At 73.8% G+C, this 25,851-nt stretch carries 17 protein-coding genes and 1 pseudogene; 3 read left to right on the top strand and 15 right to left on the bottom strand.

All coding sequences use genetic code 11. The features are described from left to right. The first annotated feature begins 69 nt into the window (after positions 1-69). Positions 70-891, top strand: a complete 822-nt coding sequence (locus HG542_RS04680; protein ID WP_171078745.1) for a class I SAM-dependent methyltransferase — start codon at positions 70-72, stop codon at positions 889-891. Here HG542_RS04680 and HG542_RS04675 read toward each other — a convergent pair. Genes HG542_RS04675 through HG542_RS04645 form a run of 7 tightly spaced genes read right to left on the bottom strand, consistent with a single transcriptional unit; the run spans position 888 to position 16,025 of the window. Continuing rightward, positions 888-1,640: an SDR family NAD(P)-dependent oxidoreductase gene (locus HG542_RS04675; RefSeq protein WP_171078744.1), complete on the bottom strand. Its 753-nt coding sequence runs from the start codon at positions 1,638-1,640 to the stop codon at positions 888-890. The genes HG542_RS04680 and HG542_RS04675 overlap by 4 nt on opposite strands. Continuing rightward, the gene (locus HG542_RS04670) at positions 1,637-2,698 is read right to left on the bottom strand and encodes a class I SAM-dependent methyltransferase (protein ID WP_171078743.1); all 1,062 of its coding nucleotides are present in this window, start codon (positions 2,696-2,698) and stop codon (positions 1,637-1,639) included. Before HG542_RS04670 ends, HG542_RS04675 begins: the two co-directional genes overlap by 4 nt. After that, the gene (locus tag HG542_RS04665) at positions 2,695-3,864 is read right to left on the bottom strand and encodes a glycosyltransferase (protein WP_171078742.1); all 1,170 of its coding nucleotides are present in this window, start codon (positions 3,862-3,864) and stop codon (positions 2,695-2,697) included. The genes HG542_RS04670 and HG542_RS04665 overlap by 4 nt, the downstream gene beginning before the upstream one ends. Continuing rightward, complete coding sequence (locus HG542_RS04660; RefSeq protein WP_171078741.1) at positions 3,861-4,649, bottom strand: alpha/beta fold hydrolase; 789 nt, start codon at positions 4,647-4,649, stop codon at positions 3,861-3,863. The genes HG542_RS04665 and HG542_RS04660 overlap by 4 nt, the downstream gene beginning before the upstream one ends. Then, entirely contained in the window at positions 4,646-4,945 is a 300-nt protein-coding gene (locus tag HG542_RS04655; RefSeq protein WP_171078740.1) for an acyl carrier protein, read from the bottom strand. Before HG542_RS04655 ends, HG542_RS04660 begins: the two co-directional genes overlap by 4 nt. Continuing rightward, positions 4,942-9,267: a beta-ketoacyl synthase N-terminal-like domain-containing protein gene (locus HG542_RS04650; protein WP_176606248.1), complete on the bottom strand. Its 4,326-nt coding sequence runs from the start codon at positions 9,265-9,267 to the stop codon at positions 4,942-4,944. The genes HG542_RS04655 and HG542_RS04650 overlap by 4 nt, the downstream gene beginning before the upstream one ends. Positions 9,268-9,305: 38 nt before the next feature. Continuing rightward, positions 9,306-16,025, bottom strand: coding sequence for a type I polyketide synthase (locus tag HG542_RS04645; RefSeq protein ID WP_171078739.1), 6,720 nt, complete (start codon positions 16,023-16,025; stop codon positions 9,306-9,308). 189 nt (positions 16,026-16,214) lie between these two features. Between HG542_RS04645 and HG542_RS04640 the strand changes: the two genes are divergently transcribed. After that, the gene (locus HG542_RS04640) at positions 16,215-18,311 is read left to right on the top strand and encodes a glycoside hydrolase family 3 C-terminal domain-containing protein (RefSeq protein ID WP_171078738.1); all 2,097 of its coding nucleotides are present in this window, start codon (positions 16,215-16,217) and stop codon (positions 18,309-18,311) included. Positions 18,312-18,319: 8 nt separating this feature from the next. Here HG542_RS04640 and HG542_RS04635 read toward each other — a convergent pair whose 3' ends face one another. From HG542_RS04635 to egtA, 6 genes are all read right to left on the bottom strand, one after another. Continuing rightward, positions 18,320-18,532, bottom strand: a complete 213-nt coding sequence (locus HG542_RS04635; protein ID WP_171078737.1) for a dodecin — start codon at positions 18,530-18,532, stop codon at positions 18,320-18,322. A 75-nt stretch (positions 18,533-18,607) separates the two neighbouring features. After that, positions 18,608-19,093 (bottom strand): universal stress protein, encoded by a 486-nt coding sequence (locus tag HG542_RS04630; protein ID WP_171078736.1) that lies wholly within the window; start codon positions 19,091-19,093, stop codon positions 18,608-18,610. Further along, a complete protein-coding gene (egtD, locus tag HG542_RS04625; protein ID WP_171078735.1) occupies positions 19,090-20,064 on the bottom strand; it encodes an L-histidine N(alpha)-methyltransferase in 975 nt (324 codons plus the stop codon). The genes HG542_RS04630 and egtD overlap by 4 nt, the downstream gene beginning before the upstream one ends. Positions 20,065-20,094: 30 nt before the next feature. Continuing rightward, positions 20,095-20,835, bottom strand: a complete 741-nt coding sequence (gene egtC, locus HG542_RS04620; protein ID WP_171078734.1) for an ergothioneine biosynthesis protein EgtC — start codon at positions 20,833-20,835, stop codon at positions 20,095-20,097. Then, the gene (egtB, locus tag HG542_RS04615) at positions 20,835-22,166 is read right to left on the bottom strand and encodes an ergothioneine biosynthesis protein EgtB (protein ID WP_171078733.1); all 1,332 of its coding nucleotides are present in this window, start codon (positions 22,164-22,166) and stop codon (positions 20,835-20,837) included. The genes egtC and egtB overlap by 1 nt, the downstream gene beginning before the upstream one ends. Then, positions 22,166-23,443, bottom strand: coding sequence for an ergothioneine biosynthesis glutamate--cysteine ligase EgtA (gene egtA / locus HG542_RS04610; protein ID WP_227725554.1), 1,278 nt, complete (start codon positions 23,441-23,443; stop codon positions 22,166-22,168). The genes egtB and egtA overlap by 1 nt, the downstream gene beginning before the upstream one ends. A gap of 159 nt (positions 23,444-23,602) precedes the next feature. Here egtA and HG542_RS04605 point away from each other — a divergent pair, with 159 nt between their 5' ends. Then, a complete protein-coding gene (locus HG542_RS04605) occupies positions 23,603-24,907 on the top strand; it encodes a cytochrome P450 (RefSeq protein WP_229922609.1) in 1,305 nt (434 codons plus the stop codon). On the opposite strand, the gene HG542_RS04600 is transcribed toward HG542_RS04605, so the two are convergent. Both HG542_RS04600 and HG542_RS04595 read right to left on the bottom strand, forming a co-directional pair. Further along, a complete protein-coding gene (locus HG542_RS04600) occupies positions 24,885-25,640 on the bottom strand; it encodes a bestrophin-like domain (RefSeq protein WP_171078731.1) in 756 nt (251 codons plus the stop codon). The two genes, HG542_RS04605 and HG542_RS04600, sit on opposite strands and share 23 nt — an antisense overlap. Before the next feature lie 21 nt (positions 25,641-25,661). Then, a pseudogene (locus tag HG542_RS04595) lies at positions 25,662-25,851 on the bottom strand (hypothetical protein); the annotation flags it as partial.

The raw sequence follows: 25,851 nt of genomic DNA, 5'->3' as shown, positions 1-25,851 counted from the left end.
CTCAGCAGTTGGAGTGAAGATCCGGCCCGACGTCTCCGGACACCGGCCGTATTCCCTAGAGTCCGTGGCGTGACGACTGTCAAGCCCGAGCTGACCGGCCTGCCGGAGACCCTGCTGTGGACCCTGTGGAACCGGGCCTGCGAAGCACAGCACACCGATCCGGTACTGGACGACCCGATGGCGGGGGAACTGGTCCGGGCCCTCGACTACCCCTTCGAGCAACGGCTGGGCCCTCCCCACCCGCTCTTCTCCCAAGTGCAAGGACTGCGTTCGCTCACCTTCGACCGAGCCGTCCGGCAGTACACGGACCGGCATCCCGAGGCGACCGTCGTCGCGCTCGGCGAGGGTCTGGAAACCGGCTTCTGGCGCGTCGACAACGGACGGCTGCGCTGGATCGGCGTCGAGCTTCCCGAGGCTGCGGCGCTGCGGGGCGAGTTGTTGCCGGAACATCCACGGGTGCGGATCCTCGCCCGGTCCGCCGCCGACCTGGGCTGGCTGGACGAGATCGAGGCCCCGGAGAAGGGCGTCATCGTCACCGCGCAGGCACTGATGATGTACCTGCGCCCCGAGGAAGTGAGGGGCATCATCGCCGCGTGTGCCGAGCGGTTGCCGGGCGGAGCCATGGTGCTGGACTCGATGCCCCGCTGGATGACCCGGCTGACCCGTGAGGGAAGGATCCGCATCGGGAGGCTGACCATCCCGCCGATGCACTGGTCGATGGCACCCGGCGAACGCCGCAGGCTGTACGAGGTGCACCCGCGCATCGCGGAGGTGAAGGCACTCACCATGCCGCGCGGCCGCGGGATGACGGGCCGGTGGATCCGGTACCAGCACCTGGTGCCGCTCTTCCGGTCCGTCTCCCCGGCGGTGACGCGTTTGCAGTTCGCCTAGCGGGCCCCGTAACCGCCGTCCACCGGATGGAGGCCGCCGTGCAGGAAGGACGCCCGGTCCGACAGCAGGAAGGCCGTCAGCTCCGCCACTTCCTCGGGCGCACCGAGCCGTCCCGCCGGATGCAGGGATGCCAGCATCTTCCGCACCCCCGCACCGGCATCGGCGATCATCGGGGTGTCGACGAACCCGGGGCCGACGGCGTTGATGCGGACGTTCCGGGCCGCGTACTCGATCGCGGCCGTCCTGGTCAGCCCGATCACCGCGTGTTTGGCCGCCGTGTAGGCGGCGGAGCCCAGGAAGCCCTTGGTCCCGAGAACCGATGCCATGTTGACGATCGCGCCGCCACCCGCCGCGAGCAGCGCCGGGATCTCGTACCGCAGGGAGTTGAAGACCCCGGTCAGATTGGTGTCGATGACACGGCGCCACTCCTCGGGCGAGAGGTCGCCGGTGAGGGCCGTCCGCCCGGCGACGCCCGCGCAGTTGACGGCGAGCCGGAGGGCGCCGAAGACCTCCTGCGCCGTGTGGACCGCGTGCTCGACCTGTCCGGGGTCGGCGACGTCGACGGTGAGGGCGTGGGACCGGGCACCGGTCGCCGCGAGTGCCGCGGCGGCGGCCGCCGCGGCCTCGGTGTTCCGGTCGGCCACCACGACGGCCGCTCCACCGGTCGCGAGACGATGGGCGACGGCCAGGCCGATGCCGGACGCTCCTCCGGTGACCAGGGCCGTGCGGCCGGTGAACTCGCCGGTCATTCCGCCTCCTTGCGGGCCAGGATCCGGTAGGCGTTGGAGAACCGGGTACGGCTGACGAGCGGGGCGATGAGCCGCTCCAGGCAGCACAGGCCGAGCAGAAAGGGGGCGGCCGACAAGAGCAGAGGCGCACGGCACCACCGCTGGAACGGGGTGGGCGGCTGTGCCCGCCACGGGTCGTCGGCGGGCGGCCCGTAGTGGCCAAAGGCGAGAGCCAGTGCGCCGGTGAGATCGAACGGGATGTGCGGTTCCCGCCGGTCGACGGCCACGACGGTGTAGCCGAGCGACTCCAGCTCGCGGCGCAGATTGCCGAACGGCATGAGGTGTACGTGCTGAGGCTGGAAGTACCCCATCCACCAGCGGCCGAGGACCTTGCTCATCGCGCAGTCGGGGTCGGGAACTTCGATGATCAGGTGACCGCCGGGAGCGAGCACGGTCCGGGCGGCGGTCAGTTCCCGGCGCGGGTCGGGGGAGTGCTCCAGGTAGTGGAACATGCTGACCGTGTCGTACGTGCCTTCCAGCTCGGGCGCGAGGTCGGTCAGCAAGCCGCGGTGCGCTGCGTCGATCCGGCCGTGGCGCTCGGCCTCCTCCACGCCCTCGCTGATGTCGAGGCCGTCGAAGACGGTGTCCGGATGGACTGTCCTGGCCACTTGCGGGAAGTACCCGTGCCCGGTGCCGACGTCCAGCCAGCGCCGGGGCGTACCGAACGGGAGGAGCGCACGGGCGCCGGCAAAGTAGCGCCTGCGGCTGCCCGTGATGCCGAAGATCAGCTCGGCCCGGTCCCCGCCCAGTCCGTCGTAGAAGTCCCGATAGTGGAAGTCCAGCCCCTGGGTGCTCAGTTGCGGGTTCTGGAAGGAGTGCGAACAGTCACCGCACTGGTCGATCACGAAGGTGCCCGGCTTGTGCTGGAGCAGATCGACGGTGCGCAGCCGGGTCCGCAGCCGTGAGGAACCGCACCAGGGGCAGTCCGTGCGCTTCGGCCCGAAGAAGCGGTCGGTGCCGAGGGCGAGTTCGCTCTGGTAGGCGGTGCGGAGCCGGGCGATCTCCTGGGTCTGGTTCATGGCCGTCCTCGTTGTTGTCCGGTGGCGAATGCTTCGAGGTGTGTGGCTGCCGAGGCGGCGCCTCCCGCAGCGCGGAAGGACTCGCGCACGCGCTCGGCGGCGGCCCGGTACCGGGGATCGCCGAGCACGGCATCCAGTGCGGCGCCGATCGTGCGGCGGTCGCCCCGGCCGAACCGGACGCGGATCCCGGCCCCTGCCGTCACCACCTGGGCGGCGACGACGGGCTGGTCGTCCCGGATGGGGGCGACGACCAACGGCACACCGTGCAGCAGCGACTCGGCGACGGTGTTGTGCCCGGCGTGGCAGACGACGGCCGACATGCCGGACAGCAGGGCAAGTTGGGGAACGCGCGGCATGGTCAGGATGTCGGGATCCGAGACGCCGCCGAGCACCCCGCCCGGGTCGGCGATCACGGCCTGGACGCGCCGGGCCCGGTCCCGTACGGCCGCCGCGCACTCGGCGAGGAAGTGCCCGCCGAGACCGGTGTTGGCGGTGCCCAGGGAGACCAGGACGGTGTGCCGGCCGCCGTCCCGCCACTCCCACGGGAAGGGGGCCGGAACGGCCCGGTGGGCGAGAGCGGGGCCCACGAAGCGGGTCTGCGGGGGTACGGCGCAATCACCGGTCAGGGCGCGCGTGGTGAAGGCGAGGACGAGATCCGGCGAGAACCGGAAGTCGTGGGTCTGCAGGGGGTTGCCGAACGCAGCGCGCAAGCCGTCCAGTTGCCGGCCGATCCATTCCTCCACCTTCGGCATCCCGGCCAGGGCCGCGGAGAACTCGGCGGACGTCGTGGCGGACGTGGCATGCGGAATGCCCAGCCGCTCGGCCACCAGGGCCCCGGCGAGCGCCTGCTGGTCCGCGACGATCACGTCCGGGCGGAAGGCGGCGACGGCCCGTTCCACCCCGGGCGCCATGGCCCCGGCGAGCGGCGCGAGGAAGTCCTGCCACAGGTAGCGCAGTGCCGCCATGCCCCGGAGGCCGGGGGGCCGCTGCAGATCACGGGGGACGTCGCAGGCATGGATCTCGGCGCGGCCCGCCAGCTCCCCGACGATGCCGGGGAGCCCGGCCCAGGCCACCTGGTGGCCGCGCCCGCCGAGCTCCGCGGCGACCGCGACGGCCGGGTTGATGTGCCCCACGAGCGGCGGGACGACGAAGAGGAACCGGCTCATGTCCGGGCGGCCTTCGCCCGATGGCCCGTACCGACCCAGTCGAGCATGAGCGGCCCGACCGTGTGCGGGGTGCCCACGAGCACGGAGTGGCCGTGGCCCGCGACCTGCCGGGTGCGGCAGTCGGGCAGCAGGCGCTCCAGCCGGGGCGCCATGGCGGCGAGGTCCGAGTACTCCCCGTACACGGCGCACACGGGAACTTCGAGATCGCGCCAGCGTTCCTCGGCGGGTATACGGCTGGCCGCGATGTCCTCGGCGATGGTGGTCCCGTGCAGCAGCGGGGTGGCCCAGCGGACGAGCCGGGCCTCGTGCCGGCCGTAGGTCCGCTCGATCCAGGGCAGCGTGCGCTCGTCGCGGAGCCGGTGTGCCGAGCCCGCGAGCAGGCCGCTCATCTTCGCGGCCCACGCGTCGGTGGGCGGTTCGGACTCCACGACCAGGACACTGGCGATCCGGTCGGGATGGCACAGCGCGAAGTCGAGGGCGACGGTGCCGCCGAAGGAGTTCCCGACGAGATGGACCGGCCCGGTGATGTCCGGCCGGTCGAGGAGGGCGGCGAGGTCCTGGGTGAAGTGTTCGAGCCGGTAGCCGGTGGGCGGGCGTTCGCTGCGGCCGTGGCCGCGCTGGTCGTACATCATCACGCTGTACCCGGCCGCCGCGAGCGCCGGGGCCACGGTGAAGTAGTAGCTGGTCAGGTTGTCCGTGGCGATGCCGTGCACCAGCACGACCGTCTCCCGGCCGGCGGGTCCGATGCGTTCGACGTTCAGGTGGGGGAGGCAGGCCGCCGTCATCGCAGGCGGCCGGCGATGTAGCGGACGACCTGCCCGACGGTCAGCCCGATGATCTCCGGCAGTTCGAGCGAGGCGAAGAAGCCCGGGAAGTCGACGTGGCCGCCGTACCGGCGCCCCAGTTCACCGGTGAGGGTGACCAGGTCGATCGACTCCAGGTCCAGGTCCTCGACGAAGCGGGTGTCCATGGTGACGGGCGTGTCCTCGAACCCGATCTCGGGCAGCACATGGTGCAGCGCCTCGGTGAGCTCGGTGAGCACAGCGGCTTCGTCGGCCCGGGGAGCCGGGGTGGTGGTCATGAGGGATTCTCCTGATGAGGGTGCGGGCTGTCGTCCTCGGTCCACGCGACGACGTACTGGCGGGGCCGCAGGCCCGGCGGATTGCCGGTCTCGGCCCAGGACACGCGGTGAAGGCGGCCGGAGGGTGCGCGGACCGTCAGCCGGCCGCCGTCGGCGCTTCCGACGGTGAAGTCCCGTGGGCGGCCCTGCAGTCCGGTGCCCTCGGCCTTGGCCGCGGCCTCCTTGGCCGCCCAGAACCGGGTGAAGACAGGGGCCCCGCCGCCGAGTCGGCCGAGGAGCGCACGTTCGTCGGCGGTGAGAGCCGCATCGTGGGTCACCGCCGGCCGCTCGGTGATCTCCTCGATGTCGATGCCGGCCGGCGCGGTGCCGGCCGGCCGGACGAGCGCGACGGCGGCTTCCCGGCAATGGGCGAGGGACAGGTCGAGAGGCGGCAGTTCCCTCCCGTGCACGCCTTCCGGGTGCGGCCGGCCGCTCTCCTCGTTGCGCACCCGGATCTCGGCGGGGAAGACCGGGCCCGCACCGTGCTGCCACAAGTGGCGGCGCACGGCATCCTTCGCGGCGATCCGGCCGAGCAGCCACTGCCGCCTGCCCTCCGGTGCCCGGGCCGCGTAGGCCTCCCGTTCGGCACCGCCCAGGAGGTTGCGCATCGCCAGCTCGCGCGAGGCGGGATCGGGCCAGTAGTCGAAGGCCAGGTGCCAGCCGCCCGGTTGGGCGACGGACACGGTGCTGTGCTCCGGCCACCGCGTGATGGCCTCGGTGGCGGGCGGCGAGTCGAACCGGCGGTCCTCCCAGCCGCGGATCTCGCACCAGACGGTGCCGCCGTGGCCGATCTGCATGTCCGCCGCCAGCAGGGTCTCGGTGAGAGAGCTGATCCGGACGTGGCAGTCGAGAGTGCTGCCGACGGCGGGTGCCGGGCCGTGGAAGCGCATCTCGCGGATCCGGGACGGCAGTACGACGGTACGGTCGGTGTGGGTGGCCATGAGCCAGTAGCCGAGCAGCTGCCCGGCGTTGTCGAGAAGCGCGCCCGGGGACGGCAGCGCGGTGAGCATGCCCCTGACGTGCCGGGCGCCGAGCGCCGTGATCGCGGTGACGCCCCGGAACCGCGGCCCGTGGAACATCCAGCGCTCGTCGTACATCTGCCGGGCCGACACGGCGGGTGTGCGCTCGCCGTCCGGAACGGGCCAACGGGCCGGCGGCATCGGGTAGGTGGCCGCTGTCCGGATCTCCGCGCGGGCGTGCCGGCCCAGTTCGACGGCGCTGCGGCCCGGCCGGTCCGGGAGGGTGCGCAGCGTCAGGGGGACGTCGACGGCGGGCTCGGCGACCAGCCAGGCGAGGAACCGGGCGTCGCGAACGGCCACCGGCGTGCCGCCGGGCGTGGCGGCCGCGTCGGCCATCTGCTGGATCATGGTCGTCGCCGGCATCACCGGCCAACGGTCGCCGGCATCCGGCCAGTCCGGCCGCTGGCGGTAGAAACAATGGTCGGCGAGGTAGGGCATGGTGGCGAGGGACACCCGGACCGTCGCCTCCCGGACCGTCGCCTCCCGGGGCGCACCCAGCGCCGTGAAGACGGTCGCCGCCGCATCGGCGGTCTCGGTGAGCAGCGCCCGCAGCTGTGCCGCCGCCGGGAACCGCTCGGCCACGGTGTCCAGTCGACCGACCCCGGACGGGACCGCCCCCGGGGTGTCGCGCAGTGCCGTGCGGAGCCGGTCCCGGGTGGCGGGCACGAGAGCGACCGGTCCGGCGTCCAGGCCGAGTCGTACGCCTCGCTGTACGACGCGGCCATGCCGCGGCCCCGGAGCGGCGAGGTCGGGCTCCGCCCCGTACGCCCACAGCCCCGCCACGGCCCGCCGCAGCGCGCCGAGACCGTCACCGCCTGCGGAGCCGGCCGACACCGCCACGTGGTCCCGGTCGGCGAGAATGTCGGCGACCAGGGCCGGCAACTGACCGTGGCCGGCCTGGACGAAGGCCCGGAAGCCGGCCGCGTGGAGGGAGTCGACGAGCCCGCGGAACCGGACCGGCTCCAGGAGATGCCGCACGGCCAGTTCGCGGATGTCCGCCTCCGCTCCGGGGAACGGCGCGCAGATCGTCGCCGACCAGACCGGCACCGAAGGGCGGTGCACGGTGAAGCGCCCCATCGCCTGCCGGATCGGCCCTAGATAGGGCTCCAGCATGGGCGTGTGGAAGCCCGACTCGAAGGGGAGCTCCTGCCCGAGCACACCCTCGCCTCGCAGCAGTTCCTTCACCTTCGCCACCCGGTCCGCCGGGCCGCAGACCACGGACTGGTGCGGGGCGTTGTCGTGCGAGAGCACCACTCCGGGAACGCCGGCCAGCACCGCCTCCACCCGGGCGGCCGGTGCTCCGAACGCCGCGAAGACCAGGCCCGGCACGCGGAGCCCGGCGGGATCGAAGTCCCGCAGGAACGCGTCCACTTCGCCGTCGGCGAAGATCCCGCCGACGGCCATGGCCGTCCACTCGCCCACGCTGTGACCGGCCAGCGCATCAGGGGCGACACCGGCTCGGCGCAGCGCGGCGGCCAGGAGCCGTCCCGTGTCGACGACGGCGGCACCGTGTTCGGCCACCTGGCCCACCCGGGCCTGCTGCCAGCGCGGACGGGGCAGCCCGAAGTGCCGGGCGACGTCCTCGCCCTGCGGCTCGAATCCGGCCTCCAGGCCCGGGAAGAGGAAGGCGGTGCGCCCGCCGCCGGCCGGCCCCAGCAACGGGCGCGGCGCGAACCAGATGTCCCGGCGCCCGCCCCAGGCCCGGCCGCGTGCGACCGCCTTCCGGGCCAGCGCGAGGCGTTCGGCCCCGGGGGCCGCGACGGCCAGGCGCACGGCGCCGGTCCCGGTGTGTCCGCCGGTGCGCAGTCGCACGTCGTCCGTCTCCAGCAGCGTGCGCAGCCCGTCCACGCTCTCCGCCGCGATCCGCAGGACCGGTTCGGGTTCGGCGACACGCAGCTTCGCGGTGCGCCGGGGCCTTGCCGACGGCGCGAACTCCTCGAGGACCACATGGGCATTGATGCCGCCGAACCCGAACGCGTTCACCCCGGCCCGCCGCACCTCCGCCGCCCAGGGGCGGGCCGCGGCGGCCGGGCGGAAGCGGGTGGCGAGGAGCTCCGGGTGCGGGTCCTCGCAGTGCAGGGTGGGCGGGAGCACCTGGTGATGGAGGGCCAGGGCGGCCTTGACGATGCCGGCCGCGCCGGCCGCCGGCATCGTGTGCCCGATCATGGACTTGACCGACCCGATCACCGCGTCCGGGGCGCTGCCCGGCGCCCCGAACACCCGCTGCAGCGTGGTGATTTCGGCCGCGTCGCCGTTCGGCGTGCCCGTGCCGTGCGCCTCCAGCAGACCGATCGCCCCGGGGGCCGCCGGGTCGACACCGGCCTCCTCCCAGGCGCGCCGGACGGCCCGGACCTGGCCGTCCGGGTCGGGGTTCACCAGGGTCGCGGCCCGCCCGTCACCGGCGATGCCGATGCCGCGCACCACCGCGTACACCCGGTCGCCGTCGCGCACCGCGTCGGCGAGCCGCTTGAGGACGACCACGCCGGTGCCCTCGCCCATCAGCACGCCGTCGGCGTCCCGGTGGAAGGGCCGGATCCGCTGCGTCGGGGAGAGCGCCCGCAGCCGGGCGAACACGGACCACAGGGTCACGTCGTGGCAGTGGTGCACGCCCCCCGCGAGCATCATGTCGCAGTCGCCCCGCGTCAGTTCCGCCACCGCCTGGCCGATGGCCACCAGCGAGGAGGCGCAGGCCGCGTCGACCGTGTACGCGGGGCCGCGCAGATCCAGCCGGTTGGCGATGCGCGAGGCGGCGAAGTTGGGGACGAGCCCGATGGCCGCATCCGCACTGTCGGGCCCCAGGGCCTCCTCGAAGGCGGTACGGACCTGGGCCAGCCGCCCCTCGCCGAGCCCGGGCAGCAGCTCCCGCAGCGTATGCACCAACTGCCCGGCGGTGCGGACCCGTTGGTCGAGCCGCGCGAGCCCCGGGGTCAGGTAGCCGCCCCGCCCCAGCACCACGCCGACCCGTGTTGGGTCCACCGCCGTGAGACCGCCCGCATCGGCGATCGCGGCAGCAGCGGTGTGCAGCGCGATCAGCTGGTCGGGTTCGGTGCCCGCGACGGAGCCCGGCATGATGCCGAACGAGGCGGGGTCGAAGTCCGCGAGCCGTCCGTCGACGAATCCGCCGCGCCGGCAGTAGACGGCGTCGGGCCGGTACTCCGCCGGGTCCCAACGGCCCGGCGGTACTTCGGAGATGGCGTCCACACCGGTGACGATGTTGTGCCAGTACTCTTCCAGGCCCGCGGCACCGGGCAGGGTGACCGCCATGCCGACGATGGCGACGGGCTGCTGCCGGAGGTCCACACTCACCGCCCGGGCGCGGTGTAGACGACCTCGTCCGTGCCGTCGTCACCCCACGTCAGCTCGCGCAGCAGGGCGAGCACGCCCTCTTCCGGGTCGATCAGGCCGATGCCGCGCCGGGCGTAGTGCCGGCCGAGTTCCGGGGCGACCATCCCGCTGTGGAGACCGTTCGGGGCCCACGGGCCCCAGTGCACGGTCAGTGCCCGGGCCCCCGTGTCCCGCTGCCACTGCCGGCCCAGCACGGCGAGGGCGTCGTTGGCGGCGGCGTAGTCGGCCTGGCCGCGGTTGCCGTGCACGGCGGCCACGGAGCCGAACAGGACGGTGAAGCGCGGCGGTTCGGGGGCCCGGCGCAGCGCGGCGAACAGCGCGCGGGCGCCGCCCGCCTTGGTGTCGTACACCCGGGTGAAGGAGGCCGGATCCTTGTCGGCCATGAGCCGGTCCTCGATGATGCCGGCGGCGTGCACGACGCCGTCGATACGGCCGTACCGCGCGTACGTCTCCTTGACCGCCTGCTCGACGGAGTCCGCGTCCCGCAGATCGACTGTGCGGTACTCGGCCCGGCCGCCGGCACCGCGGATTTCGGCGAGGGTCGCCTCGATCTCCCGGCGGGCCAGGACGAGCCCCGCTTCCCGGTCGGCCTCCGCCGGGCGGAGCGTTCCGTGGGCGGAGAGCGCGGCGCGCAGAGCGGTGCGTCCGGTCAGGCCCGCGACGGCGGGCGGTTCCGGGGCGTCGGACAGGGTGGTGCGGCCGAGCAGTTCGACCCGGCAGCGGGCGGCCGTCGCGAAGGCGACGGCGAACCGTGCGGCGATGCCGCGGGCACCGCCCGCGAACAGCAGGACGGACTCGGGCCCGAGCCCGAGGACTTCGGCCGCCCGTTCCGCGGTGGATTCCCCGTCGACGGCCGGAGCGCTCAGCGGGGACTCCTGGGGCTCGGCGGTGAATCGCAGGCCGCCCCCGGCGCGTTCGACGACGGGCGCCCGGTCCCGGGCGAGCAGTTCCCCGACGATCTCCGCCACGGCTCCGGCGTCGCACGGCCCGCCGGGGAGGGACACGACGCGGGCGACCGTGTCCGGGTACTCGTGCGCGACGGTGCGGAAGAAGCCGCCCAGCCCGGCGCCCCGGTCACCGTCCTCGGCCCACCGGACGTACAGCAGCCGGCGCGGCCCGCGTGCGAGCAGATCCCGGAGGGCGGGGAAGGCCTGCGGCAGCGTGGGCCCCGTCTCCTCCTCCGCGGGCCCGGCCAGCCAGACCGCTCCGTCGAGTTCCCCGGTGCACCGGTCCCGCACGGTCTCCGCCCCGAGTTCCCGGAGCCGGGCGGCCAACGCCTCCGCCGCGGGGGCGCATTCGCCTTCGCCGAGCACGAGGAAGCGGGCACCCCGCAGGGCCGCTGCGTCCTCCGGTTCGCTGTCCAGTGCCACGTTCCGCAGCACGTACCGCCGGGGGGCGACCCCGGCGAAGTCTGCGGCCGGGGCGCTTTCCGGCTCCCGGTCCCGGGGGGAGGGGACGGAGGGAGTGCCCGTGCGCGCCGTCAGCCATGCGGCGACGGCCGCTGCGGTCCGGGCCCGGGTCAGGGTCTCGAGTTCCTCGTCCGCCAAGGACGGCAGGGCTCCGCCCGCGCCTCCCAGCCGCTCGGCCAGCTCGGCGGCGATCTCCGTCCGCTTGATCGAATCCACGCTCAGGTCGGCTTCGAGGTCCAGGTGCGGCTCGATCATCTCCACCGGATATCCGGTCCGTTCACTGATCACCGACAGCACCGTGCGCAGCACGTCGGGTTCCTCGGCCGGCCGCTGTTCTTCCGGTGCGGCCGCCGGGACGGGAACGGGAGACGGCGCGGGAGCCGGAGCCGGAACAGGAGCCGTTGACGGGGGCGCCGGCTCGCCGAAGCAGGCGAGCAGCACATCACGCTGTGCCGCGATCAACTCGCGGCTGCTCTGCAGGAATTCCTGGAGCAGGGCCTCCCGGCCGCCGCCTCCGCCCGCGCCGGAGAGCGCCCCGCCCGCGCCCGCCGTGATCCGCCGCGCCGGCTGCAGCGCTCCGGGGACGGGGCTGCCGTCCGCGGTGCGGATGCGGTGGCCGTCCACGATCCAGCCGGGCTGTTGCGGCACCCGTTCCGGATCGGCCACGACCGCGTCCCGCCCTGTGAACAGCGCTTCGGCATCGACCGGGACGCCGCCGAGGACCGCCAGCCGGGCCAGGGCCTCCAGATGACCGTGCAGCCCTGCGTCGGGACGTGGCTCGAAGGGCACGGCCAGGTGCGGCCGGTCGCCGAGGACGGCACGCACCAAGCCGGTGAGCACGGTCCCCGGTCCCGCTTCGACGAAGATCCGCGCACCGGCGGCGTACATCGCCTCGATCTGCTCGGCGAACCGCACCGGCGCCGCGAGCTGCCCGGCGAGGCGGGCCCGCAGCTCCGCGCCGTCCGCCGGGTACCGGTCCGCCGTCGCGTTGGACCACACCGGAAACTCCGGGGCCCGCACGGAACGGGCGGCCAGCACTTCGGCGAAGGCATCCGCCGCGCCGGCCACCACCGGGCTGTGGAAGGCGCAGGCCACGTCGAGCGGCCGGACGCCGAAACCGGCCGCCTCCAGTGCCGCCACCGCCGTCCGTACCGCCTCCGAGGGGCCCGAAATCGTCGTCTGGCGGGGTGAGTTGCGGCCCGCGATCACTACGTCGGCAGTGCCGTCCAGCACGCTGTCCACCGCGGCGGGCGCCGCCGCGACCGCCGCCATGATGCCGGGGTCCGGGCCGGCCGCCGCCAGTACGGCCTCGGCGCGGAGCGCGCTCAGCTCCGGCAGCGTCTCCGCGGGGAACGCGCCGGTCGCGCACAGTGCCACGAGCTCCCCGTAGGAGTGCCCGGCCGCCATGTCGGGACGGACTCCCAGCTCCGACAGCACGTCATGGGCGGCCATGCAGGCGGCCCCCAGGGCCGGTTGAGCGCTGCGGGTGTCGGTGAGCCGGGCACGCTGCGCGTCCCGCTCCGCCGGGCCGAACGCGGCCGGCGGGAACATCGCGGAGACGGGGGCGCCCTGCAGATGCCGTTGCGTCTCGGGGAAGGCGGCGAACAGGTCCGCCAGCATTCCGGTCCGCTGGCTGCCCTGGCCGGGGAACAGGAAGGCCAGCTTCCCTTCGGTCCGCCCGGTGTCGGCCGTGAAGACGCCCGGCGCGGCCCGGCCGTTCAGCGCGGCTCGCAGCAGCCCCGGCAACTCGGTGAGCGAGGACGCGACCACGGCCGCGGTGACGGGACCGGCACCCGGAGCCGAGGCCCGGTGTGCCGCTGTCAGCGCCAGGTCCCGCAGCCGCCACGGCCGTTGGTGGGATGCAGTCGCTCCGCCCGCCGCGCGGGACTCGTTCGCCTCCGTCAGCCGGAGCAGATCCTCGATCGCGGCCCTGCCGCGGAACAGGAACAGCTCGGCGGGCCAGGCGTCGGCGGCCCGGCGCGGCGGCGCGGCATCCGCGCAACCCTCCAGCACCACATGGAAGTTCGTGCCGCCGAATCCGAACGCGCTGACCCCGGCGGCGCGTTCGCCGCCCGGAGTGCCCCAGGGCAGGGCCCGGTCGTGGAAGACGAACGGACTGCTGCCGCTCCGCCAGGCAGGGCTGGGCCGCCGGACGTGCAGGGTCGGCGGCCGCACCCCGGTGTACAGCGCCAGAGCGGCCTTGATCAGCCCCGCCATGCCGGCGGCGCACTTGGTGTGGCCGATCTGCGACTTGACCGAGCCGAGCACACAGGAGGCGGGCTCGGCGCCCGCCTCGGCGAACACCTCGGTGAGCACGCCGAGTTCGGTGCGGTCGCCGATCGCGGTGCCGGTGCCGTGGGCCTCCACCAGGCCGACCCGCGCGGGTGACGTCCGGGCCTGGGCGTAGGCCCGCTCCAGCGCCGCGCGCTGGCCCTCCGGCCGCGGTGCGGTCAGACCCAGGGACCGTCCGTCGCCGGCCGCCCCGACGCCCTTGACGACGGCGTAGACCCGGTCCCCGTCCCGCCGGGCGTCGGCCAGGCGTTTGAGCACGAGACAGGCGACCCCCTCGCCCAGCACGATGCCGTCCGCATCGGCGTCGAAGGTCCGGCAGCGGCCGGTGGGGGACAGTGCGTGCACGGAGGAGAAGAGCAGGTAGTCGTTGATCCCGTTGTGCAGGTCGGCTCCGCCGCACACGGCGACGTCCGCCGCGCCCGTCACCAGTTCCCGGCACGCGGCGTCGACCGCGGCCAGGGACGAGGCGCAGGCGGCGTCGACGGTGTAGTTGGCCCCGCCGAGGTCCAGCCGGTTGGCGATGCGGCCGGAGACGACGTTGGCGAGCATGCCGGGGAAGGAGTCCTCGGTGAGAGCGGGAAGCTGCTGCTCCAGCTCGTCGGGGAGCCGCCCCAGGTAGGACGGCAGGACGGTGCGCAGCGCGGTCGCGTGGGAGAGTTCGCTCCCGGCCTCGGCGCCGAAGATCACGCAGGTGCGCGAGCGCGGAAAGTCCCTGTGCTCGTACCCGGCGTCGGCGATGGCCCGCCGGGCCGCCTCCAGGGCGAGCAGCTGCACGGGTTCGACGGAGGCGAGCGAGGACGGCGGAATCCCGTAGCGCAGCGGGTCGAAGGGGATGCCCGGCAGGAAGCCGCCCCACTTGGACACCGACACGTCGTGTGCGGACGCCTCTTCGCCGTAGTGGAGCGCCGGGTCCCAGCGGTCCTCCGGTACTTCGGTCACGGTGTCCGAGCCGGCGAGCACGTGCGCCCAGAAGGCGGGCAGGTCGGGGGCGTCCGGGAACATGCAGGCCATGCCGACGATCGCGACGTCCAGTGGTTCGGGCACAGCGGCCGGGGCATCCGCCGCCCCGGCCCGTCCGGCGGACTGCCGCCCGTGGAACGCGGCCGCCCCGTCCGTCACGGCCCGGTGCAGTGCGGCGACGGTGGTGGTCGCGTCGCGCAGCACCGCGACCTCACCGGCCATGAACAGGCCTTCGTCCGCCTGCCGTTGCTCGCCCACCTCGCGCAGCTCGGCGCCCACCCGCTCGACGCCCTTGCTCGCGATGCGCAGCCGCCCGACGTTGAGCTGCTCCAGCTTCTCCCACGCCTGCCGCCCGGGAACACCCTGTCGGCGCAATTCTTCCTTGTGCGTCGCGTAGGCGTCGGTGAACCGGCTCGGCACGCAGCGGGTGACGTGGCCCGGTGCGGTGTCCAGCAGGACGGTGCGGTCCGCTGCGAGCATCCTGCGCTGGAAGAGCGGCCGGACCGCGGCGCACTCCACCGCCTCCCGCGTGAAGAGATACGCGGTGCCCATCAGCATGCCGACGGCCACGCCCCGCGCGGCGACCCCGGCGGACAGGGCGGCGACCATCGCCGCCGAGCGCTCGTCGTGCACCCCGCCCGCGAACAGCACCTCGATGCCCGGCGGTGTGCTCCCGGCCGGCTGCGCGTCCAGGAAGTCCTCCAGGACGGCCAGTTGGGCCTCCCAGAGCGGGAACGCGTTGCTCGGGCCGACGTGGCCGCCGCACTCCGCGCCCTCGAAGACGAACCGCCTGGCCCCTGCGGCGAGGAACCGGCCGAGCAGCCCGGGCGTCGGGACCTGCAGGAAGGTACGGATGCCGTGGGCCTCCAGCGCGGCCGCCTGTGCGGGCCGGCCGCCGGCGAGGACGGCGTGGGTCGGCCGGATCTCGCGCACGGCTTCCAGCTGGGCGGTCCGCAGGTGTTCGGGCGCGAAGCCCAGGATGCCGACGCCCCAGGGCCGTCCGCCGAGCGCGTCCCTGGTCTCCTCCAGGACGGACCGGGTCCGTTCGGGACCTGCCAGCGCGAGGGCGACGAACGGAAGACCGCCGCCGTCCGCCACGGCGGCGGCGAAGCGCGCCTGGTCGCTGACCCGGGTCATCGGCCCCTGCACCACGGGGAGTTCGGTGCCGAGGGCGCGGCTCATCGCCGATCCCGGGCGGAGTGCCTGCGCCGCGCCGGGATTCCGCAGTGCCTGGTCCATGGCCTCGCGCACCGACCGCACGGCGGCGCCCACCGTGCGGTGCACGCGGGCGAACCGGGCCGCGAGGAAGGCGTCCTGCCCGAGCGGTACGGGGTGGTCGCGCAGGCCGGCGGGGAGGCCCGGGCGGCGGCTGTCCAGCAGGCGCTCTCCGTCGGCGAGGACCGTGCCGGTGCCGTCCGCGGTGCGCAGCAGGTGACCGAGCGCAGGGGGCAGGGCCGCTTCCGTCAGCAGCGCGAGCTGCACGTCGAGCACCACGCCTGCGGCACCTGCGACGACTGCCGCCGCGGCGGTGTTCGGCCCGATGCCGCCGCACGCCCAGACCGGAACGGTCAACTGCGGGTCGGCGAGCAGGTGTTGCAGCAGGACGAAGGTGGACAGCTCGCCGGCCGGGCCCCCGCATTCGCTGCCGCGCGCGATCAGGCCGGCCGCTCCCGCCCGTACCGCCGCGCGGGCCTCCGCCCGGGATCGGACCTCCGCGACGACGGACACGGCCCGGCGCCCGTCGACGGGCCAGGCGACGCCGGGAGCCAGGACGACGGTGTGCGGCCCCTCGCCGGCGCCCGGACCCCATAGGTCGTCGGGGCGGATCGAGCAGCCGGCCGGAATGCGGACACCGAACGCGCCGGAGGTCCACTGCCGGGCCAGTGCGAGGGCTTCGCGGGCGCGGCGGTCCCCGCTGCCGAGATCGAGGACACCGAGCCCTCCTGCTCTGCCGACGGCTGCGACGATCTGCGCATTGGCTTCACCGAAGGGACTTACGCCGATCACGGCTTGCATCAAGAGGGAAACACCCCGAAAAGGCTGGCATTGGTGCCGAGTTGCGGATCACGATGTCAGGGGCGCGCTCGGGGCGGCAAGGATCTTCACCCCTTCCGGTGAAGCTCAACTTCCAGGTCTTTCAAAAGGAGTTGTAGCAGCCAATCATGTCGGTTTCCGGTCCGCCTGCTCCCGCAGAGAGGAACACGCATGGAGATGAGCCGGAGGCTGGCGGTCAAGCTCGCCGGTGCCGCAGTCGTGGCGATGCGCCCGGGGGCGGTCGCCCTGCCGGCTCCGGCGCACCGCCCGCACGCCGGCGACCAGGCGCGGCACAAGGCCGAGGAGCTGGTGCGGCGGATGACCCTGGACGAGAAGGTCACCCAACTGCACGGCACGGGGCCCCAGTTCCCCGGCGCCGGGTACAACGGAAGCATCCCCGGCAACTCCCGGTTGGGCATTCCCGCCCTGTATCTCGCCGACGGCCCGAACGGGGTGGGCAACGGGGCCACGGGCGTGACCCAGTGGCCCGGTGCGAAGGCCCTGGCCGCCGCCTGGGATCCCGGACTGGCCCGGCGCTACGGTGCCGCGTACGGCGCCGAGCAGGCGGGCAAGGGGCACAACGTCGCCCTGGCGCCCTGCGTCAACATTCTCCGGGTGCCGAACTGGGGGCGCTCCGCGGAGGCCTTCACCGAGGACCCGCACCTCAACAGCCGCCTGGCGGAAGCGGTGGTCGAGGGCATCCAGAGCCAGTACGTCATCGCCACCGTCAAGCACTTCGCCGCGAACAACCAGGAGACGGACCGCATGTCCGTCGACGTCGTGGTGTCCCGGCGCGCCCTGCACGAGATCTATTTCCCGGCCTTCCGGGCAGCGGTGCAGCAGGGCGGTGCGGCCGCCGTCATGACGGCGTACAACAAGATCGACGGCAGTTACGCGAGCGAGAACGCCTACGCCGTCGGCCAAGTGCTGCGCGGCGAGTGGGGGTTCGACGGGATGGTGGTGTCCGACTGGGGCGGCACCCACAGCACCGTCGCTGCCGCGAAGGCGGGCTCCGACGTGGAGATGCCGGGCGGCACGTACTTCGGCACCGCACTGAAGAACGCCGTCCGGAACGGCGAGGTCGCCGAATCCGTGGTGGACGGCATGGTCGCGGACGTGCTCACCGCGATGTTCCGGGCCGGGCTGTTCGACCACCGTCTGCCGGACCCGCGCAGTGCCCTCCGGACCGTCGTCAGCTCACGCGAACACCTGGCGCTCGCGCGCAGCATCTCCGTGCAGGGCAGCGTCCTGCTGAAGAACCAAGGGGTCCTGCCGTTCTCCGGGGCGGTGCGGTCCGTCGCCGTCATCGGGGAAGCCGCGCACCGGATTCCGCAGCCGACCTACGGCTCCGCGACGGTCAACCGCACCGGGACCGCGATCACACCGCTGGCGGGCATCGAGGCCCGGGCGGGCACGGTCAAGGTCGTCTCGTCCCACGACCTGCTCGGCCGCACCACCGACGCGGCGGCGGTCGCGGCGAAGGCGGACCGCGCCGTGGTCTTCGTGGCCGACACGGCCGGAGAGGGAACGGACCGGAGCACGCTCGCCCTTCCCGCCGGCCAGAACGAGCTGATCGAGGCCGTCGCCGCGGCCAACCCGAACACCGTGGTGGTGCTCAACACCAGCGGCGCGGTCCTCATGCCCTGGCTGGACAAGGTGCGGGGCGTCATCGCCAACTGGTACGCAGGACAGGAACAGGGAGCCGCGATCGCCGCCCTGCTCTTCGGCGACGCCGAGCCGGGCGGCCGCCTGCCCGAGACCTTCCCCGCCACCGACCGCCAGGGCCCTGCCGGTTCCGGCGACCGGTACCCGGGTGACGGCGTCTCTGTCCACTACGACGAGGGGCTTGCGGTCGGCTACCGCCGGTACCACCGGTCGGGACAGAAGCCCCTGTTCCCCTTCGGCTTCGGGCTCTCCTACACCCGCTTCACCCTCGGGGACCTCGGCATCCGGACCGGTGCCGACGGCGGGGCACAGGTCCGGGTCACCGTCCGCAACACCGGCTCCCGGACCGGCAGCGAGGTCGTGCAGCTGTATCTGGAGCACCCGGATGCCGCAGGCGAGCCGTCACCGGTGCTCAAGGCGTTCGCCAAGGCGACCCTGGCGCCCGGGGGCAGCCGGACCGTGGAACTCCCCGTCCCGCGCGACGCGTTCGCCGTCTGGAGCGAGGAACGGCAGGGCTGGACGGTCCTCCCCGGCCGCTACGGGATCCACGTCGGCCGCTCCAGCGCGGATCTTCCGCTGAGCGCGGAGTTCCACGTGCCGTGAACCGCGGGTCAGGTGTCCTCCAGTCGGAAGCCCACCTTCATCCCCACCTGGTAGTGCGCGATCGCGCCGTTCTCGAGGTGACCGCGGACCTGGGTCACCTCGAACCAGTCCAACTGCCGCAGGGTCTGTGCGGCGCGGTCGATCCCGTTGCGGATCGCCGCCTCGACGCTCTCGTCCGACGAGCCGACGATCTCCGTCACCCGGTAGGTGTGGTTGCCCATGGTCCAACCGTGACCGGTGGGAGACGCCGACGCGAGGCGGAAGAGGCCACCCGGGTGCCGCGCCCCTTCGGGGCGCTACGGCACAACCGTCACCGGCCACCGCCCCGCCTTCACCAGCCGTACCGCCACCGACCCGACGAAGCGGTGCCCCGCCTGCTCCGAGGCCCCGACGACCACGGCGTCCGCCCTCAGGTCGTCGGCCGCCTTCACCAGGCCCGTGTACGGGTCGCCGGGGAAGGTGTGGAACTCCCAGCGCAGGCGGTACACGTCCTGCAGGCGCTCCGCCGTGGCGCGGATCTCGGCCAGCAGTTCCTCGGCGACCTCCTCCGTCATCCCCGCGACGGGCGCGCCCAGTGCGGCGCCGCCGGTCAGCATCGGCTGCACGTAGACGAGCGCGAGCAGCGCGTTCTGCCGGCGGGCCAGGCCCGCCGCGTAGGCCGCGGCGCGCCAGGACGAGTCCGAGCCGTCGACGCCCGCGACGATCACCTTGGGGCCGTCCGTGCCGCGCTCGAAGCCCGCCGGCAGGGGGATGTTCTGTGTTTCGTTGTGCTCCTTGCTCACAGGGGGAGGCTAGCCGGGACGGACAGGGACAGCGCGAAGCGGCCCTGCTCGTCCGTCCACCAGTGGGTCAGGTCCAGGCCCGCCGATGCCAGCTCGGCGCGCACGCCCTCGCGGCGGAACTTGGCCGAGACCTCGGTGCGCAGGTCCTCGCCCGCCGAGAAGGAGACGGCGAGGTCGAGGGACGGGATCTTCACGACGACGTCCCTGCGGGCCCGCAGCCGCATCTCGATCCACTCGTGCCGGGCGTCCCACAGCGCGACGTGGCCGAAGTCGTCCGGGTCGAAGTCCGCTTCCAGTTCGCGGTTGATGACGGTCAGGACGTTCTTGTTGAACGCGGCCGTCACCCCCTGGGCGTCGTCGTAGGCCGCGACGAGGGTCCGCTCGTCCTTGACCAGGTCCGTGCCCAGCAGCAGCGCGTCGCCGGGGGCGAGCGCCGCGCGCAGGGCGCGGAAGAACACGGCCCGCTCGTCGGGGAGCAGATTGCCGATCGTGCCGCCCAGGAAGGCGAGCAGCCGCGGCCCGGGCGTTTCCGGCAGGGCCAGGCCGTACTGGAAGTCGGCGACCAGGGCGTGCACGGACAGGTCCGGGTGCTCGGCGAGCAGCGTCTGCGCGGCGCCCCGGAGGGCGCTCTCGCTGACGTCGACGGGCACGTAGGTGTCGAGGGCGGGCAGCGCGCGGATGAGGTGGCGGGTCTTCTCGGACGAGCCCGAACCCAGTTCGACCAGGGTGCGGGCGCCCGTCGCGCGGGCGATGTCGCCGGAGCGGTCGACGAGGATCTCGCGTTCGGCGCGCGTCGGGTAGTACTCCGGCAGCAGGGTGATCTCGTCGAACAGCTCGCTGCCGCGGGCGTCGTAGAACCACTTCGGAGGGAGCTCCTTGGGCGTACGGGTCAGCCCTGCGGAGACGTCCGCGCGCAGGGCTGCGGCGGTGGCGTCGAGGGGAAGGGCACGGGTGAGGACGAACGGGCTCACGGACGGGGCTCCTTGTGCCGATTGTGCCGGTTACAGCGGGGACAGCGAGACGTCGGTGCGGTCGGCGGTGAGAAGAGTGTGGTCGGGGACCTCGGCCCAGCGGGGGTCGTCGTCGTACGGCTCGGAGGCCACGACCGTGCGGCCGTCGGGGCCGCGCAGATACCAGAGGGTGTCGCCCCACGCGGTGGCGGCTATGCACACGCCGTCGGTGAGCAGGAAGTTGAGGCGGGAGCCGGGCGCCGCGCCGGCGAGGCCGGCCACGGCGCCCGCCAGCGCGGGCCCCGGTGCCTCGCCCTCGCGCAGCCGGTGCTCCACCACGGCCCAGGCGAACGCCGAGTCGGTGCGCGCGGCCAGCCGCAGCAGCGTGCTCGCGGGCAGCCGGGAGGCGAGCGGGGCGACGGAGTCCGGCCACCCGGTCAGCGCCCCGTTGTGGCTGAACAGCCAGCGCCCGGCGGCGAAGGGGGCCGCGGCCGCCTCCGGGTCGGCGCCCGGTGCGGTCGCGTCCCGCACCGCGGCGAGCAGTGCCCCGGTGCGCACGACCCGGGCCAGGTCGGTGAAGGAGAGATCCGCCCACACCGGGCCCGCCCGCCGGTAGCGCGCGGGCACGGGGTCGCCGGGCGCGTACCAGCCGACGCCGAAGCCGTCCGCGTTGACCGTGCCGTGCTGCTGCCGGCGCGGCGCCCAGGACTGGCGCAGGAGGGAGTGCGACGGTTCGACGAGGAGCTCTCCGAGCGGTGACTCCGGTCCCAGATAAGCGAGATGACGGCACATCAGACGGGCTCCGCGTCCCGCGCCGTGCGGAAGCCGGAGAAGATCTGCCGGCGCACCGGCAGGTCCCAGTTGCGGAAGGTCCCTCTGCAGGCGACCGGGTCGACGGCGAACGAGCCGCCGCGCAGCACCTTGTACGAGCTGCCGAAGAAGACCTCGGAGTACTCGCGGTAGGGGAAGGCCCGGAATCCCGGGTAGGGCAGGAAGTCGCCGGACGTCCACTCCCACACGTCGCCGATCAACTGCCGGACACCCAGCGGCGATGCGCCCCGCGGATACGCCCCCACGGGTGCCGGGCGCAGATGGCGCTGGCCGAGGTTGGCGCGGTCGGGGGCGGGGTCCTCGTCGCCCCAGGGATAGCGCAGGGAGCGGCCCGTGCGGGGGTCGTGGCGGGCGGCCTTCTCCCACTCGGCCTCCGTGGGCAGCCGCCGCCCGGCCCAGGCCGCGTAGGCGGCGGCCTCGTACCAGCTCACGTGCAGAACCGGTTCCCCGGGCGGTACGGGCTCGACGGTGCCGAACCGCCGCCGGAACCAGGCACCGCCCTCGCGGCGCCAGAACAGCGGGGCGGTCAGCTCGTACCGGCGCACCTGCTCCCAGCCCTCGGGATGCCACCAGCGCGGCTCGGTGTAGCCGCCGTCCTCGATGAACTGCAGGTAGGCGCCGTTGCTCACCGGCACGGTGTCGATGAAGAACGACGGCACGAAGCGCTGATGCGCGGGCCGCTCGTTGTCCAGCGCCCATGGCTCGGTGGACGTGCCCATCGTGAACGGGCCGCCCTCCACGAGGACTTCGGGGGGCAGCAGTGCCGCATCGGGGGCGGCCGGCGGCGGCTCGGGGGCGGTGAGCGCGGCGGGGCCCTGGCGCAGCTGGTGCGTGATGAGCATCGTCTCGTCGTGCTGCTGCTCGTGCTGGGCGATCATGCCGAAGGCGAAGCCGCCCGCCAGCAGCGGGTTCTCGCCGTCCACGGGGGCGCGCTCCAGCACGTCCAGCACCCGGCCGCGCACGTCGGCGACATAGCCCCGCGCCTCCTCCGGCGGGAGCAGCGGCAGCGCGGGCCGGTCGGCGCGGGGGTGCGCGAAGGCGTCGTACACCGCGTCGATCTCCGGGCGCAGCGCCTCACGGCCGCCGACGGTGCGCAGCAGCCACTGCTCCTCCTGGTTGCCGATGTGCGCCAGGTCCCACACCAGCGGCGACATCAACGGGGAGTGCTGTTCGGTCAGTTCGTGCTCGTCCACGCAGCCCGTGAGCGCCTGGGTGCGCTCACGGGCCGCCAGCAGGGCATGCGCTGCGCGCTGCCGCTGTGCTTCGGGCCCGGGCCCGGGGGCAGCGTGCATCAGTGGCTCTCCTTGCCGTTCACGTGGTCGAGCAGGTCGTCGGCGGGGCACCGGCGGCGTTCCACGTACCGCTCGGTGAACTCGTCGACGGCCGCCAGGACGCGGGGCGGCGCCCCGAGTCTCGGCAGGGCCTCGCGGGCGGCCGCGAAGCAGACCACCGCCGCCGCGTGCAGCTCCGGGTCGGACAGCCCGTGCCGGGCGGCGTTGAGCCACAGCGGATTGCGCGGTGCCGTCCGCATCCCCGCCGTGCCGGCGAGGGCCTGCACCACGCGGTGCGCCGTTTCGGCCGCCGTGGCGTCGTCGAACAGGGCCGCCGTGACGGCGACCGGCACCAGCCAGCCGTCCTCGCCCGGCTGCGCGTCGATCATGCGCAGCTCCAGGTGCCCGCGCGGCCTTATCGGCGGGAACAGCGTCGTCAGGTGATAGTCCACATCACCCCTGGTGACCGGCCGGGGCCGCCCGGTGCGGACCCAGCGGCGCAGGGCCAGCCCCTGCGGCACGGACCACGGGCCGGCCTCGGACCGTACGAACATCACCGGCGCGTCCAGCGCGTACGCCGCCCACGCCGAGCGCGGTTCGAGGTCCTCGGCCGGGGCCAGGGTGCGCCCCGGGTCCATCCGTGAGTAGCAGGCCTGCCGGGTGGACCGCCAACCGGTCGGTTTCCCCAGGTGCAGCGGGGAGTTGGCGAAGGCCGCGGCGAGCACCGCACCCAGCAGGTGGGCCAGCCGCCAGCGCCGCCCGTACCCCATCGGCCCCGGCTCCTCGTACCCCGCGTCCACGCAGACCTGGACGGACGCGGTGCGGCACATCACGGTGCTCCCGGCGTCGTTGATCCGGTCGTAGTAGATCTCCATCGCGTCGTAGCGGGGCTTCATGAGCACCCGGTCGGGCTCGTACCAGGGCTCCTTGCCGTAACCGGCCAGGACGAGCCCCAGGTCGCGCAGGGCGGAGCGGGCGAGGGAGAGATCGGCGGAGAGATCCGCCACGCAGGAGGCGAGGGACTCCGCGGGCCGCGAACTGAGTTCGATCTGGCCGCCGGGTTCGATGGTGAGCCAGGACCGCAGCGGCAGGGACCGCAGCCGGTCGGCCGCGGCGGCCAGCCGGGGCGCGGAGACGGGGCGGGCGGGATCGGAGAGATCGTGGACGAGCCATTCGAGTTCGACCCCCAGCAGCCTGGGCGGCCCGGTCTTGAAACAGATACCGCGCAGGTACGCCTCCGCCTCGGCCTCGTCGATCGGCCGTGCGAAACCTTCCGTCTCCAGTCGGCTGTACGTCACGCTCCGTACCTCCCGTTCGAGGGCCATGGCCCACCCGAGCAAGGCCCTTGCCCGAAAGCCCCGGACGGGAAACGCACAGAGCTGCAACGGAGCCCTCACCGGTCAACATTCTGTCGGCCTCTTGACGCAGCCGCCAGGTGAGCGCCTACGGTCCCTGGCGTGACCGACCGTGCCCCGGCCTCCCAGGTGTTCGACCCCGCGACCTACGCCCGCGGCGTCCCGTACGCGCTCTTCCGCGAGCTGCGCGACCACAGCCCCGTGTGCCGGGTGCCCGAACCGGTCGTCGGCCCCTGGCCCGCCGGCCCCGGCTACTGGGGCGTCTTCCGGCACGCGGACGTCAAGTACGTCCTGCGCACCCCGGAGCTGTTCTCGTCGTCCCTGGGCGCCACGCAGATCCGCGACCCCGACACCGCGGACGACCTGGAGTTCCTCCGGTCCATGGTGCTCAACCAGGATCCGCCCGCGCACAGCCGGCTGCGCCGCATCGTGGCCGCGGCCTTCACGCCGCGCGCGGTACGGGAGTTGGAGGCGGCGATCGAGGAACGCACCCGGGCGCTCGTCGACGGCGTGGCCCACCGCGGTGCGGCGGATTTCGCCGAACTCGCCGCCGATCTGCCCGTGCAGACCCTGGCAGATGTGCTGGGGGTGCCGCAGCAGGACCAGCGGCTGCTGTTCGACTGGGCGAACCGGGTCATCGGCTACCAGGACGCCGACTACGCGCAGTCCAGCACCGCCGACCCCGCCTCGCTCACGCCGATGGGCCGCGCGGCCCTGGCCCTGCGGCCCTCCGCCCCGCCGGTGCGGCCCGACGGCTCCCCGGTCAACCCCCGCTCACGCCATGGGCTGCCCGACATGTTCCACTACGCCCACGCCCTGGCCGAGGCGCCGCGGCCGGGCAGCGTGATGGCCACGATGGCCGCCGAGGGGCTCGCCCGCGAAGAGTTCGAGAACATGTTCTTCATCCTGGTGGTGGCCGGGACCGAGACCCTGCGCAACTCGCTGCCCGGCGGCCTGCTGACCCTCCTGGACCACCCCGACCAGTTCGAACTCTTCCGCACCCGGCCTGACTTGACCGGACCGGCCGTCGAGGAGGTGCTGCGCCACTGGTCGCCCGTCGTGCACATCCGGCGCACCGCCGCCCGGGACACCGAACTCGGCGGCGTCCGCATCCGGCGCGGCGAGAAGGTCGTCGTCCACCACCCCTCCGCCAACCGCGACGAACGCGTCTTCGCGGACCCCGACCGCTTCGACATCACCCGCACGCCCAACGACCACGTCAGCTTCGGCTTCGGCCCGCACTACTGCCTGGGCGCCCACCTCGCGCGCGCCCAGCTCAGGGCCATGCTGCGCACGGCGGCGGACCGGCTCCCCGGCCTGGAGCGGGCGGGGGAACCGGTCCGGCTGACCTCGAACTTCCTGAACGGGCTCAAGCACCTGCCGGTCAGATGGAGAACAGATCGGTGAACGGGCCCGACGCCTCGGCCACATGATGGCCGAACGGCGAGTTGAAGTCCCAGATGAGGAACAGGAGGAACGCGATCAGCGCACTGTAGAGGCCCGCGAGCAGCAGCTCGCGCGGTGACCTCCTGATCTGCAGGGTGAAGATGATCCCGACGGCCACGAGGGCCCCGGCGATCAGACCGAACCACACCACGCCGGGCATCGTGTCGCCCGCGTTCGCCGCGCGGGCGTTGCGCGCGGCGTTGGCCGCACCCACCTGGTCCAGCAACGGCTGGTACGACTGGGCCTCGTGGTCGTTGCGTGGCTGGTACGAGGTGACATCGTCCCGCACCTTGTCCAGCAACTGCGCCCCGTGCTCGGTGAGTTTCTGGTCCTCGAGCATCACGGGCCACTCCTTGTGGACCACATAGCTCGCGTATGCGGTGACGTCCTTGCGCGTCTGGTCACGGGCGTCCGGCGCGTACACCTGCACCCGCTCGTACACCTCGTGCAGCGCCTGCGCCTCGGCCTGCACCGCGGTCTGCGCGCCGTTGCGGGCCTCCCACACGCCGGCGATGGCCAGGCCCAGCACGATGGCGTAGACCACGCCGACCATCATCGTCATGTACTCGATGACGTCGGGGGTCTCGGACGGGTCGTCGTCCTCGCCGAGCCTGCGCTCCCTGAGCACGGTGATGGTCAGGACCACCACGCAGGCGGCGGCCATGGCGATGGCCAGAACCAGCCATTCGGACAAGGGGGAACCTCCGGTTCGGGATCAGCGGCCGCGCCCGCCCGGGCGCGGACGCAGGGCGGCGGCAGCCAGGACGGCCGGGGCGGTGAGCACGAGCATGAGCGTGACGGGCGATGCCCCGCCCTGCGCCGGCGGCGCGGCGACGGACGGGCGGTAGGCGGCGACGTGCCGGGCCGGCTGCGCCGGGGGCCGGGGGGAGGGCGGGGGTGCCGGC

The organism is Streptomyces morookaense, assembly GCF_013030945.1.
Taxonomy (GTDB): Bacteria; Actinomycetota; Actinomycetes; order Streptomycetales; family Streptomycetaceae; genus Streptomyces; species Streptomyces morookaensis.
This window is presented reverse-complemented; position numbering and strand designations above follow the sequence as displayed.